This window comes from Pseudomonas sp. Ag1 (assembly GCF_000278565.1).
Taxonomy (GTDB): Bacteria; Pseudomonadota; Gammaproteobacteria; order Pseudomonadales; family Pseudomonadaceae; genus Aquipseudomonas.
The window spans coordinates 99957-112967 of sequence record NZ_AKVH01000100.1; the positions used below are offsets into that span (position 1 = coordinate 99957).

11 protein-coding genes are annotated in these 13011 nt (G+C 60.1%); 2 read left to right on the plus strand and 9 right to left on the minus strand.

Annotated features, from left to right (window positions below; genetic code table 11):
* Positions 1–85: 85 nt before the first annotated feature.
* From cyoE to hmpA, 7 genes are all read right to left on the minus strand, one after another.
* The gene (cyoE, locus tag A462_RS15090) at positions 86–973 is read right to left on the minus strand and encodes a heme o synthase (protein ID WP_003216376.1); all 888 of its coding nucleotides are present in this window, start codon (positions 971–973) and stop codon (positions 86–88) included.
* A gap of 11 nt (positions 974–984) precedes the next feature.
* Entirely contained in the window at positions 985–1320 is a 336-nt protein-coding gene (gene cyoD, locus A462_RS15085; RefSeq protein WP_003216374.1) for a cytochrome o ubiquinol oxidase subunit IV, read from the minus strand.
* Entirely contained in the window at positions 1320–1946 is a 627-nt protein-coding gene (locus A462_RS15080; RefSeq protein ID WP_008435616.1) for a cytochrome o ubiquinol oxidase subunit III, read from the minus strand. Before A462_RS15080 ends, cyoD begins: the two co-directional genes overlap by 1 nt.
* 3 nt (positions 1947–1949) lie before the next feature.
* Positions 1950–3968, minus strand: coding sequence for a cytochrome o ubiquinol oxidase subunit I (cyoB, locus tag A462_RS15075; protein ID WP_003216371.1), 2019 nt, complete (start codon positions 3966–3968; stop codon positions 1950–1952).
* 3 nt (positions 3969–3971) lie between these two features.
* Positions 3972–4913, minus strand: a complete 942-nt coding sequence (gene cyoA, locus A462_RS15070; protein WP_008435619.1) for a ubiquinol oxidase subunit II — start codon at positions 4911–4913, stop codon at positions 3972–3974.
* Between the two features lie 798 nt (positions 4914–5711).
* Positions 5712–6218, minus strand: coding sequence for a disulfide bond formation protein B (locus A462_RS15065; RefSeq protein WP_008435621.1), 507 nt, complete (start codon positions 6216–6218; stop codon positions 5712–5714).
* A 260-nt stretch (positions 6219–6478) separates the two neighbouring features.
* Complete coding sequence (hmpA, locus tag A462_RS15060; RefSeq protein WP_003216365.1) at positions 6479–7660, minus strand: NO-inducible flavohemoprotein; 1182 nt, start codon at positions 7658–7660, stop codon at positions 6479–6481.
* Between the two features lie 147 nt (positions 7661–7807).
* On the opposite strand from hmpA, the gene norR reads away from it, so the two are divergent.
* A complete protein-coding gene (norR, locus tag A462_RS15055; RefSeq protein ID WP_008435623.1) occupies positions 7808–9352 on the plus strand; it encodes a nitric oxide reductase transcriptional regulator NorR in 1545 nt (514 codons plus the stop codon).
* A 56-nt stretch (positions 9353–9408) separates the two neighbouring features.
* Here norR and A462_RS15050 read toward each other — a convergent pair whose 3' ends face one another.
* Complete coding sequence (locus A462_RS15050) at positions 9409–10320, minus strand: DMT family transporter (protein WP_008435625.1); 912 nt, start codon at positions 10318–10320, stop codon at positions 9409–9411.
* A gap of 137 nt (positions 10321–10457) precedes the next feature.
* Between A462_RS15050 and A462_RS15045 the strand changes: the two genes are divergently transcribed.
* Positions 10458–11333: a helix-turn-helix domain-containing protein gene (locus A462_RS15045; protein WP_008435627.1), complete on the plus strand. Its 876-nt coding sequence runs from the start codon at positions 10458–10460 to the stop codon at positions 11331–11333.
* A gap of 135 nt (positions 11334–11468) precedes the next feature.
* On the opposite strand, the gene dacB is transcribed toward A462_RS15045, so the two are convergent.
* Positions 11469–12929, minus strand: a complete 1461-nt coding sequence (dacB, locus tag A462_RS15040; protein ID WP_008435629.1) for a D-alanyl-D-alanine carboxypeptidase/D-alanyl-D-alanine endopeptidase — start codon at positions 12927–12929, stop codon at positions 11469–11471.
* Positions 12930–13011: the final 82 nt, after the last annotated feature.

The following is a 13011-nucleotide window of genomic DNA, read 5'->3' on the forward strand; positions in this document are numbered from 1 at the left end:
TTGTAAGATTTGGCATAGTTTAAAGGCCCCTCAATAAAAAACCCCGCGCTTCTTTCGAAGGCGGGGTTTTTTACTGCTCGATCACTCAGTGAGCGTACGTCAGCAGCAACTCTTTCGGCACCTGGAAATCCAGGGACATCATCACGCTCAAGGCGGTGATGGTGAAGATCGAGAAGACGAACAGCTTGCGTGCCCAGACGGTGTCATCCACCGCCTTGTAGCCGGTCCAGGCCATGTACAACCAGTACATGCCCATGGCGGCGGCAACGGCGAGGTAGCTCATGCCGGCGTAGCCACTGAAGGTCAACATCAAGGTCGCCACGAGGAAGGCCAGGATGTAGAGCAGGATGTGTTTCTTGGCGACCTTGATGCCACGCTTGACCGGAAGAACCGGAATCGAGGCAGCCAGGTAGTCGTTGAAGCGGAAGATCGCGATGGCATAGGAGTGCGGCATCTGCCACAGGCTGAACATCACCAGTAGCACCAACGCGGCCATGTCGAAGCTATTGGTCACAGCCACATAACCAATCACCGGCGGCATCGCCCCCGACAGACTGCCCACCAGCGTGCCGTGAACCGACTTGCGCTTGAGGTACAGGCTGTAGAAGCCGACGTAGATGACGAAGCCGATCACGGCAAACAGCGCCGCCAGCGGGTTGGCCACCTTGTACAGCAACACCACGCCGGCGATACCCAGGATGGTCGCGAAGATCAGTGCCAGTTTCAGGGAGATAAGGCCCTGGACCAGCACACGATTCTTGGTGCGTTCCATCTTGATGTCGATATCGCGGTCGATGCAGTTGTTGAATACACAACCGGAAGCTACCACCAGGGACGTGCCGATCATCGCAGCCAGGAAAATGGCCAGATCGACATGCCCCTTGGAGGCCAGGAAGAAACCGCCTGCCACAGAAAGCACGTTACCGAAAATGATCCCCGGTTTGGTGATTTGGATAAAGTGCTTAAGCGACATCGGGTCTTACCTCACTTCGCCATCATGAACGTATGGATGCTGAACATGATCCATACCGACAGGCCAACCAGCAGGAGGATCACCAAACCTGCGAACACGAACGCAATCACGTTATCGCGCTGAGCCTTCGAGCGGTCCAGGTGCAGGAAGTACACCAGGTGAACCAGGACCTGGATCACCGCGAACGCCAGGACGATCATCAAGGTGATCGACTTCGGCAAGGTTGGGTACATCACCAGGCCGAACGGGATCAGCGTCAGGATGACCGACAGGATGAAGCCAATGGCGTACGACTTGACGCTGCCGTGGCTGTCATCATGGCTGTCATGGGAATGTGCATTAGCCATTACAGAGTCCCCATCAGGTAGACAACGGTGAAGACGCAGATCCAGACCACGTCCAGGAAGTGCCAGAACAGGCTCAGGCAGCTCAGGCGAGTCTTGTTGGTGTTGGTCAGGCCATGTTTGTTGACCTGATACATCATGGTCGCCATCCAGATCAGACCGGCAGTCACGTGCAGACCGTGGGTGCCTACCAGCGTGAAGAACGCCGACAGGAAGCCGCTACGGTGCGGGCCGTAACCTTCGGAGATCAGCAGGTGGAACTCGTTGACCTCCATGCCGATGAAGCCCAGGCCGAACAGGAAGGTCAGTGCCAACCAGCTCAGGACGCCTTTCTTGCTGCCCTTGTAGAAGGCCAGCATGGCGAAGCCGTAGGTGATCGAGCTGAACAACAGCAAGGCGGTTTCGCCGAGCACGTAAGGCAGTTCGAAGATGTCGTGGCCCGACGGGCCACCCGCTACGTTGTTTACCAGTACCGCGTACACCGCGAAGATCGACGCAAACAAGATGCAGTCGGTCATCAGGTAGAGCCAGAAACCGAATACGGTCATTGGCCCCGAGTCGTGGTGATGGTCATCGTGCCCATGGTCATCGACATGGGCGTGTCCAGCATTGGTCACTAAGTTCGACATGGTTTAAGCCTGTTCCAACGAGGTTTCAACACGGTTGGCCGGGATCTTCTTCTCGGCAACCAGGCGAGCGTGTTGCTCGGCTTCGATGCGTTCGATCACGTCGACCGGCACCATGTAGCCTTGGTCATCACGGGCAGCGTGAACGATGAAGTAGCCGATGGTGCCCACCAGGCTCACGATGGCCAGCCACCAGATGTGCCAGATCATCGCGAAACCGAACACGGTCAACAGCGCGCCCATCACAACGCCGGTAGCGGTGTTGTTAGGCATGTGGATCGGTTCGTAACGCGCAGGCTTCTGGTACGCAGTACCGTCTTCCTTGGCTTCGGTGAACGGATCGATGCTGTCAGCCTTCGGCAGTACGGCAAAGTTGTAGAACGGCGGTGGCGACGAAGTCGACCATTCCAGGGTGTGTGCATTCCATGGGTCGCCGGATTCGCACATGTTCTGCTTGCGATCACGCACGCTGACATACAGCTGGATCAGCTGGCAGGCGATACCCACAGCGATCATCAGTGCACCCACCATGGCAACGTACAGGTACGGTACCCACTCAGGGTTGGTCGTGGCGTTCAGACGACGGGTCATGCCCATGAAGCCCAGAGCGTAGAGCGGCATGAACGCGACGAAGAAGCCCGAGATCCAGAACCAGAATGCAGCCTTGCCCCAGCCTTCGTGCAGCTTGAAGCCGAACGCTTTCGGGAAGTAGAAGCTGAAACCTGCGATGTAGCCGAATACTGCGCCGCCGATGATCACGTTATGGAAGTGAGCAATTACGAACAGGCTGTTGTGCAGTACGAAGTCAGCACCCGGGATGGCCAGCAGTACGCCGGTCATGCCGCCGATCGCGAAGGTCACCATGAAGCCCAGGGTCCACAGAACCTGGCTGGTGATACGCAGACGACCGTGATAGATGGTGAATAGCCAGTTAAATAGCTTCACCCCCGTCGGGATGGAAATCAGCATCGTCGCCAGTCCGAAGAACGCGTTGACGCTGGCCCCCGAACCCATGGTGAAGAAGTGGTGCAGCCAAACCATGAAGCCCAGTACCGAGATCGCGCCCGAGGCGTAGATCATCGAGTGGTGACCGAACAGGCGCTTGCCCGAGAAGGTCGAGATCACTTCGGAGAAGATACCGAACGCTGGCAGGATCAGGATGTACACCTCAGGGTGACCCCATGCCCAGAACAGGTTCACGTACATCATTGGATTGCCACCAAGTTCATTGGTGAAAATGTGGAAATCCAGGTAACGGTCAAGCGACAGCAACGCCATGGTTGCAGCCAGGATCGGGAACGATGCAACGATCAGTACGTTGGCCCAGGTGCAGGTCCAGGTGAAGATCGGCATGTCCATCAGCTTCATGCCAGGGGCGCGCATTTTCAAGACGGTGGCCAGGAAGTTGACCCCCGTCAGTGTCGTCCCGAGTCCTGATAACTGTAGCGCCCAGATGTAGTAATCCACACCCACGCCCGGACTGTAGGCCAGGCCCGACAATGGCGGATACGCAACCCAACCGGTCTTGGCGAATTCGCCGACGCCCAGGGACAGGTTGATCAGCACTACGCCGGATACCAGCAGCCAGAAGCTCAGGGAGTTCAGGAACGGGAACGCAACGTCACGCGCACCGATCTGCAGCGGCAAGGCAAGGTTCATCAGGCCGGTGAAGAAAGGCATCGCCATGAAGATGATCATGATCACACCGTGGGCGGTGAAGATCTGGTCATAGTGTTCAGGAGGCAGGTAGCCAGGCGAACCCTCGGTGGCCATGGCCAACTGGGTACGCATCATGATGGCGTCGGCAAAACCACGCAGCAGCATGACCATGGCAACGATGACGTACATGACGCCGATTTTCTTGTGGTCGACCGAAGTCAGCCACTCGGTCCACAGGTAGGTCCACTTCTTGAAGTAAGTGATACCTGCAAACAGTGCCAGACCACCCAGCGCGATCATGGCGATGGTCACCATCACGATCGGCTCGTGGAACGGGACCGCATCCCAACTTAATTTACCAAACATCGTTTACTCCTCTGCCCCAGCAGTTGAATGCGAGCCCGTGTCAGAACCTTCAACCGCGGCCACTTCTTTCTTCTCGTGCTCGATCGGCTTGCCTGGCTTCATACCTTCGTACTTGTCGACGATTTTCTGAAACAGGTCCGGCTCGTACGTGGAGTACAGGGCGACTGGGTTGTTCTGGCTTGGTTTGGCAAGGGCGTCGTATTCAGCTTGATCAAGCTGTTTAGGTGCGGCCTTGACTTCGGCTACCCAGGCGTTGAAATCTTCCTGGCTCGTCGAGATCGCTTTGAATTTCATGCCGGTGAAGCCAGCACCGCTGTAGTTGGCGGAGATGCCTTCCATTTCAGCTTTCTCGTTCGCGATCAGGTGCAGACGGGTCTGCATGCCTGCCATCGCGTAGATCTGGCCACCCAGTGCAGGGATGAAGAACGAGTTCATCACGGCGTCGGAGGTGATCCGGAAATTAAGCGGGGTGTTCTCCGGGAACCGGATCTGGTTCACAGTGGCGATACCCAGGTCCGGGTAGATGAACAGCCACTTCCAGTCCAGCGCGACCACTTCGATGTTGATCGGCTTGACGTCGGAGTCCAGCGGACGGTACGGGTCCAGCTCATGGGTCGACTTATAGGTGATGTAACCCAGGGCGATGATGATGAGGATCGGCACCAGCCACACCGCGATTTCAATCTTGGTGGAGTGCGACCACTTCGGCGCGTAGGTGGCGCTGGTGTTCGACGCGCGGTATTTCCAGGCGAACGCGAACGTCATGATGATCACGGGCACCACGACCAACAGCATCAGCAGGGTGGCGGTGATGATCAGGTTGCGTTGATCCAGACCGACCTGACCTTTAGGGTCGAGCAAGGTCCACTTGCAGCCTCCCAGCATTAACATCATGCCAAGCAGCGGCAAAAAGCCTAGTAATCGGGGGTACCTGTTTTTACTCATCTCACGACCTCTAAAGCAGCTTGCGCAATGCAGTTGGGTTTTGATCGCCAACACTTCACCCTGCCAAGGGTTGGCATTTCTCTTCGATTGAATAAGGGTCTGCCCGTCGCACCTTGCGCGAATCGACACGTCCCGGGCTAGCGGTGAGTTCTTATTCGAATTCGTTGGTCAAAGGCCTTGTTACAGACCAATTCCATTTGGTGCGGATAGTTGAAAGGCTGCCGGCACCTGGGGTCGCATGAAACGTTACATCCGCTTCTCGACCGCCCTAGTTTGCTCAGGGGTGAGCAGCACCGGACATTCAGTGCGGGCGATTGTAGTTAGCTAGCGATGTATAAACCATGTCTTATCCAGAAATAATTTTTATCGTTTCCAGCAATAATCCTTCACCATTATTGCAAAGGTCCGCGATCGTATCGCGTTTGATTCTCGACAAAAACCACAAAAAATGCCGTGTTATTGGGCAATCTGCCACATCCCTTACAGCCTGTAAGGGCATCGAAAACGGATCCAAGTCCCCTAAAAACAAGGCATTCGGACATCGGGCAATGTCGCCGACCGCACGCCACTCGCGGCGTCGGCCAGACGACGAACTGACAGCCATAAAACGCCGCTTCATGCAAATTTATGGCGCGTTTACGAGCGTCAGAAACGTCCTGCGACAGCTTCCGTGTGACAACATGTCGCACGCTGCGCACACCCAAACTTGCCCCGCGTCACGGCCTCTTCACAAATGCCTACAAACAAAAACGCCCCAGCCTTCTTTAGAGGAAGGCCGGGGCGTTGAGTTGTAACCGCTTAGGCTTTGCCCTGGCGATTACGGTAAATGCCCAGTGGCACCAGGATCACCGTCAGCACAAAGGCCACCAGCGCCCACTGGGCCAGAGACAGGCCGAGCACGGGCGGGTACGGCGTCTCACAGAAGCCGTCGACCTGGAACCCCAGGGGAAACACCGAGGCCAGCGGCAAGCCATCGACAATCGGTTGCAGCACGTCGATGCCGCAGCTGACCTTCGGAAAGAACTGGATGTACACGTGATAGCCGGCAGCGGCGACGCCCCCCAGGGCGCTGAGGGTCACCAGTGCTTCAAACACCGTGACACTGCGGGTGGTGCGCATGGCGGCACCGATGAAGGCGAAGATCGCGATCAGCAGCAAGGCATAACGTTGCAGGATGCACAGCGGGCAAGGGGCCTCGCCCAGCACCACCTGCATGTACAGCGCCCCGCCGATCAGCGCCAGGCAGATGATGCCCAGCAGTACCAGAAAGCGTCGCTCCCTGCCCAAACGCAATTCGTCGATCATCCCCGTTTCCCTTTAGCCAATGATGGTTGTGCCAATGGCCGCAAGTTTACACGCGGACGGTCAAAGTTGAGCAGTTGGCGTGTGGAGGTTTAAACAGGAGGCATTAACAGGAGATTAATCAGGGAAAATGGAGATCAAAATGTGGGAGCGGGCTTGCTCGCGAAGGCGGAGTCTCAGTCACTGAATGTGTGCCTGATACACCGCCTTCGCGAGCAAGTCGAATCGTCGCACCGCCGCTCCCACATTTTTGACCGAGTAAGTTATTCCAGAGCCGACGCCGGCCCAAAGAACTCATACCGGCTCTGCGCTTCCGGCACACCCAGGGCCTTCAAGTGACGCTTGATCGCCGCCATGAAGCCTTTAGGCCCCAGGAAGTACGCATCCACATCGCGCTCCTGCGGCAGCCACGCCGCCAGTTGCTCCTGGCTCAGCATCCCGACCTTGTCCGCCGCCGGGCTCACGCCATCATCCTCGGCGTAGCAATAGAAGCGCTTGAGCTGCGGATGCTGCGCCGCCAGGCCGTCCACCCATTCGCGGAACGCATGCACGCCGCCATTACGCGCGCAGTGGATAAAGTGAACCGGACGCTCGGTGGCCAGCGCCGCTTCGAGCATCGGCAATGTTGGCGTGATGCCCACGCCGCCGCTGATCAGCACCAATGGCTTGTCGCTGGCCGCCAGGGTGAACTCCCCCGAAGGCGGGAACAGATCGATGGTCGCACCCACATGGAACTGGTCATGCAGGTAGTTCGACACCCGCCCACCGGCTTCGCGCTTGACGCTGATGCGGTACTGACCCGAATCGCCACGCGCCGACAGGGAATAGTTGCGGCGCACTTCCTCGCCCTCCAGTACCAGCTTCATGCCGATGTACTGCCCAGGCTCGGCGGCCAGGATCGGGCCGTTATCCACAGGCGCGAAGTAAAACGAGATAATTTCCGCGCTCTCCTCCACACGCTTGACCAAGGTGAACGGCCGCGCGCCACGCCAGCCGCCCGGTGCTTGTTCCTTCTCTTTATAGATAGCCGCCTCGGCACCGATCAGGATGTCGGCCAATTGGCCATAGGCGGCGCCCCAGGCACTCATCACTTCAGGGGTGGCGATTTCGCTGCCCAGCACTTCGGAAATTGCCCGCAGCAGGCAGGTACCGACAATCGGGTAATGCTCCGGCAGGATCTGCAGGGCCACGTGCTTGTTGATGATCTTTGCCACCAGATCGCCCAACTGGTCGAGTTGGTCGATATGCCGGGCGTACATCAGCACGCCGTTGGCCAAGGCCCGGGGCTGGTCGCCGCTGGCCTGGTGGGCCTGGTTGAAGAGCGGGCGTACTTCTGGGTATTCGGACAGCATCATCCGGTAGAAATGGGTGATCAGGGCTTCGCCGCCACTTTCCAGCAGGGGCACGGTGGATTTGACGATGGCACGGTCTTGGGCACTAAGCATGGCAGACTCCTGAGTCTTCTTACTGAATACCCTTTACTACTCAGTATTCATGCCAACGAATAAAACCCTATAAATCATATACTTAACAATAATGTAGTCAGTATGACTCCCCACACTATATAGTCACTATGACTACAAGGAGTCATTATGACTGCGAAGCCGCTGCTCACCACCCTGCTGCCCCTGGTCGCCGACCTGTCCCGCGAGTTGCCCGAAGGCGAGCGTTACCGGCGCCTGCTCCAGGCCATGCGCGCCCTGCTGCCCTGCGACGCGGCCGCCCTGCTGCGCCTCGACGGCGAATGGCTGGTGCCGCTGGCGGTGGATGGCTTGAGTACCGACACCCTCGGCCGGCGCTTCAAGGTCAGCGAACATCCGCGTTTCGCCGTGCTGCTCAGCAGCCCCGGCCCTACCCGCTTTGACAGCGACAGCGAACTGCCCGACCCCTATGACGGCCTGGTGGATGGCCTGCACGGGCACCTGGAAGTCCACGACTGCATGGGCTGCCCGCTGTTTGTCGACGACCAGCCCTGGGGCCTGCTGACCCTCGACGCCCTCGACACCGAGCGTTTCGAACGAGTGGAACTGGACGCCCTGCAAGCCTTCGCCAGCCTCGCCGCCGCCACCGTCAATGTCGCTGAACGCATTGAACGCCTGGCCCTGCGTGCCGAAGACGAACACCAGCGCGCCGAAATCTACCGCCAGGCCAGCGGCCAGCAGCACAAGGAAATGATCGGCCAGAGCAAGAGCCACAAACGCCTGGTGGAAGAAATCAACCTGGTGGGTGGCAGTGACCTGACGGTATTGATCACCGGCGAGACCGGCGTGGGCAAGGAGCTGGTGGCCCAGGCGATCCATGCTGCATCAAACCGCGCCGAGAAACCGCTGATCAGCCTCAACTGCGCCGCCCTGCCGGAAACCCTGGTGGAAAGCGAACTGTTCGGCCACGTGCGCGGGGCGTTTACCGGCGCGCTCAACGAACGCCGGGGCAAGTTCGAGCTGGCGAATGGCGGCACGCTGTTTCTTGATGAAGTGGGCGAGTTGTCCCTCACCGTGCAGGCCAAGCTGCTGCGGGTGCTGCAAAGTGGCCAGTTGCAGCGCCTGGGGTCTGACAAGGAGCACCAGGTGGATGTGCGCCTGATCGCCGCTACCAACCGGGACCTGGCCGAAGAAGTACGCAGCGGCCGCTATCGTGCCGACTTCTATCACCGTTTAAGCGTGTATCCCCTGCAAGTGCCAGCCCTGCGTGAGCGCGGTCGCGATGTGCTGTTGCTGGCGGGCTTTTTCCTTGAACAGAACCGCTCACGCATGGGACTGGGCAGCCTGCGCCTGACCAGCGATGCCCAAGCGGCACTGCTGGCTTATACCTGGCCGGGGAATGTGCGCGAACTGGAACACTTGATCGGCCGCAGCGCCTTGAAAGCCCTGGGTAACTGCCGGGAGCGCCCGAAGATTCTCAGCCTCAGCGCGGCGGATCTGGACTTGCCGAACGCCACCGCGCCACCGCTCGAAGCGCAGCCCGACCCCGTGCCGGACGTCACCGGCGACCTGCGCCTGGCCACCGAGAACTACCAGCGCCAGGTCATCAGCGCCTGCCTGGAACGCCACCAGCACAACTGGGCCAGTGCCGCCCGTGAGCTGGGCCTGGACCGGGCCAACCTGGGGCGGATGGCCAAGCGCCTGGGCCTGAAGTAATGAACGGTGATTCTCAGGTAAAGGAGATCAAATGTGGGAGCTGTCGAGCCCCCACACTAAACCTGCTTCGCCTTGTAGATTGGATTGATCGGCGCGCCAGCCTTGGGCTTGCGAAACACCAACACATTCCCCAGCATCACCAGCACCAACCCCGCCAACGCCGGCGCCGTCCACTGATAGCCCTCGGCAAACGCCGAGACGTTCAACGCCACCACCGGGAACAGCACGGTGCAATACGCCGCCCGCTCCGGCCCCATGCGCCCAACCAGGGTCAGGTAGGCGGTAAAGCCAATCACCGAACCCGGGATCACCAGGTACAGCAGCGAACCGATGTAGCGGCTGTTCCATTCCATGTCGAACGGAATGCCCTGCACCGCGCAGTACATCGCCAGCATCGACGCACCATAGGCCATGCCCCAGGCATTGGTGGTCAGTGGCTTGAGGCCGGCCTTCTGCTGCAGGCTCGACAGCATATTGCCCGCCGAGAAACACATGGTGCCGAGCAATGCCAAACCCAGGCCGAGCAAGGTTTGCGGGCTGGCGGTGTGCCCCACCAGTTCCGGCCAGAACAACAGCCCCAGGCCCAGCAAGCCAAGGCCGCCGCCCATCAACACATTGCGTGCGACCTTCTGCCCGAAGAACACCCGGGCGTTCAGCGCGTTCCACAAGGTGGCCGTCGAGAACACCACCGCCACCAGGCCGCTGGGAATCCACTGGCTGGCGGTCAGGAAGCACATGAAGTTGACGCAAAACAGGCACAGGCCCTGGGCCAGGCAGATCAGATGCCCGCGCCGGTTCATCACCTGCAGCTTGCGGCTGAGCAGCAGCATCACGAACAGCACCAGCGCCGCGAGGCCAAAGCGATAGACGATGGACACCGGAATCGCCACCACGCCCAGTTGCCACTTGAGGGCAATCCAGGTGGTGCCCCAGATCAATACGGTGAGTAAATACAGGAAAAGGTTCATGGCGGGCTCCGAGGGTTGAGCCACAGTTTCGCCCCTGGCGGCACCAGGTCTCTTGCACATTCTTGCGCTTTTGTCGGCTGCCGGGATCACAGCCGCCGCCGCGGGGAGTAGGATGCAAGCCGTCAGAGAGTACGAATATGCCGCCACTGGAAACCCTGCAAGTCTTTCAATCCCTCAACCGCTCGCCCAACGCTCGCCTCGAGCTGTGCGCCGAGCTCGGTGACGGCTTGTCTGCAGCCTTGTGGAGCAACCATCACGACGCCCAGGATTACGAAGCCCCCGACCACCACACCTTGTCCTGCTACATCGGCGGCGGCACCGGCACCTTTCGCCGCGACCAGCCCGGCACCAAGGGAGGCCCGGACAAGTTGTGCATCCTGCCGGCCGAGCATCAGTCGGCCTGGGTGATCAACGGCGAAATCCGCCTGGCCCACGTGTATTTCAGCCCCGAGCAATTCGCCCTGGGCTGCGTCACCTTGCTGGACCGCGAACCCCGCGAGTTGCAACTGCGCGAGAGCACCTTCCTCGACGATGCGCGGCAGGCCCGGCGTTTTCACCAGTTGATCGGCCTGAACTGGAAAGAGCCCGGCGAACGCCTGCTGACCAGCAGCCTGGCCCATGAAATGCTCAGCCATACCTTGCTCAGCCAGGTGGGGATGCGCGAGGGTTTGCGTTTGAAAGGCGGGCTGGCCGCCCACCAGCGCCGGCAACTGGTGGAGCACATCGACCAGCAACTGGCGGAGCCGATCAGCCTGGGGCAGTTGGCAGGCTTGTGTGCGTTGTCGGAGTACCACTTTGCGCGGATGTTTCGCGAGAGTTTTGGACTGCCGCCCCATCAATATCTGCTGGCGCGGCGCCTGGCCCGCGCCCGGGAGTTGTTGCGGGGTGGGTCGTTGCCGCTGGGCGAGATTGCCCTGGCGTGCGGATTTTCCAGCGCGAGCCACTTTACCAACCGGTTCCGCCAGGCGATGGGCGCAACCCCTGGTGAATACCGGCAGGCGTTCCTGCCTTGAAATGCAATCTGCCTGACGGCACAGGTCCAATGTGGGAGCGGGCTTGCTCGCGAAAGCGCTGGATCAATCAGTACATGTGTTGACTGTCACACCGCATTCGCGAGCAAGCCCGCTCCCACCTTTGATCTTCGGTGCTCAATAGTCCGTGCTGTTGGCCAGTGCCGTGGCCAGGCGGTTTTCCAGCGCCTTAACCCGCGCGCCTGCGACCACGTAATTGTTGGTCACCATCGAAAACACCAGCTTGCGCCCATTGGCATCGGTGACATACCCAGTCAACGACGACACGCCACTCATGGAGCCGGTCTTGCCGTGCAGGTTGTTTTCCGCAGCGGTGCCCCGCAGGCGGTAACGCAGGCTGCCGCCCACCAGTCGCTGCGGATTACCGGCAACCGGCAACGCGTTGTACCAGGCGTTGAACCAGGGCTGTTTGCTGGCGGCCAGCAGCACATCCGTGAGGTTCTGCGACGACACCAGGTTACGCCGGGACAACCCTGAACCGTCCACCTGGTTCAACGTCGCCGTATCAATCCCCTGACGCTTCAGGAACCCGGCCACCGCCGCCACACCGGCAGGCGCCGTACCGGCATTCACGGTCTTGCGCCCCATGCTCTTGAGCAAGGCTTCAGACATGTTGTTATTGGAAAGCTTGAGCAACGGCGTGATCAGTTCCTGCAACGGCGCCGACTCATGCAGCGCGAGCACCGTCGCCGTGGTCGGCGTCACACCCCCGATCATCCGACGCCCCTGCACGACAATCCCCTGCTGCGCCAAGGCCTGTTCAAACAGGTTGGCCACCAGTTGCGTCGGCTCCCACACACTGACCAGTTGCGGGCTCTGCCTGCCCGGCGCCAACGCGCCACTGAGGCGCAACAGGTTGGTGCCGTGCTGGCGATTGATTCCATAGCTGTTGCCTGCGCCGCTGACCGCACGGTTGCTGAGCTGCACGTAATCGGTAGCCGGGCTGATCTCCACCGTCACCGGGCGCCCTGCCACGACCGGCGCCCTGGCCGTGACCAGCAGCGAGCCCGCATCAAAGTCGTCATTGGGCGACACCGTCAGCGCCGAAATCTGCGCGCCGTAGTAGGTGCTTTCATCGTCCTGGGACCAGTCGGTGCCCAGGCGCTCGGCGTCGAAGAACGTGTCGTCGAACACCAGGTCGCCCCGCACCTGCCGGATGCCCTGCTGCGCCAGGTTGGCCGCCAGCGCCTGGTAATCCGCCCACTGGATCGTCGGGTCGCCCAGGCCGCGCAGGTAGAGGTTGCCGTCAAGCACCGCGCCCTGGCGGATGCCGTCGCTCAACAGTTGCGTGGAAAACCGATACTGCGGCCCCAGCACATCCATCGCCGCCGCAGTGGTCAACAGCTTGAGGCTCGAAGCCGGGCTCAGCCGCGTACGCGGGTTGTGCTGATAGAGCGTGTTGCCACTGCGGGCATCGCGCACCATCAGCGACACGCTGGCACCGTGCAGTGCCGGGTCGGCCAGCAACTGGTCGAGGCTGGCGCTGGTGGAAGTTTTCGGCGCCGTGGCGCAACCGCCCAGCAACAAGCTCAAGCCCAGCAGCAGCCCGCCGGTGTGTATCCATCGTCCCAACTGCATCGCTATCGTGTTCCCGCAAAGTCATTAATGGCGGCCACGCTAGCAGCTCGACAACCGTATGGCGAGGCAGCCGGCTACCGCG

Coding starts and splice junctions, on each gene's coding strand:
- cyoE (WP_003216376.1), bottom strand. CDS start 973: ATGTCGCTTAAGCACTTTATCCAAATCACCAAACCGGGGATCATTTTC.
- cyoD (WP_003216374.1), bottom strand. CDS start 1,320: ATGGCTAATGCACATTCCCATGACAGCCATGATGACAGCCACGGCAGC.
- A462_RS15080 (WP_008435616.1), bottom strand. CDS start 1,946: ATGTCGAACTTAGTGACCAATGCTGGACACGCCCATGTCGATGACCAT.
- cyoB (WP_003216371.1), bottom strand. CDS start 3,968: ATGTTTGGTAAATTAAGTTGGGATGCGGTCCCGTTCCACGAGCCGATC.
- cyoA (WP_008435619.1), bottom strand. CDS start 4,913: ATGAGTAAAAACAGGTACCCCCGATTACTAGGCTTTTTGCCGCTGCTT.
- A462_RS15065 (WP_008435621.1), bottom strand. CDS start 6,218: ATGATCGACGAATTGCGTTTGGGCAGGGAGCGACGCTTTCTGGTACTG.
- hmpA (WP_003216365.1), bottom strand. CDS start 7,660: ATGCTTAGTGCCCAAGACCGTGCCATCGTCAAATCCACCGTGCCCCTG.
- norR (WP_008435623.1), top strand. CDS start 7,808: ATGACTGCGAAGCCGCTGCTCACCACCCTGCTGCCCCTGGTCGCCGAC.
- A462_RS15050 (WP_008435625.1), bottom strand. CDS start 10,320: ATGAACCTTTTCCTGTATTTACTCACCGTATTGATCTGGGGCACCACC.
- A462_RS15045 (WP_008435627.1), top strand. CDS start 10,458: ATGCCGCCACTGGAAACCCTGCAAGTCTTTCAATCCCTCAACCGCTCG.
- dacB (WP_008435629.1), bottom strand. CDS start 12,929: ATGCAGTTGGGACGATGGATACACACCGGCGGGCTGCTGCTGGGCTTG.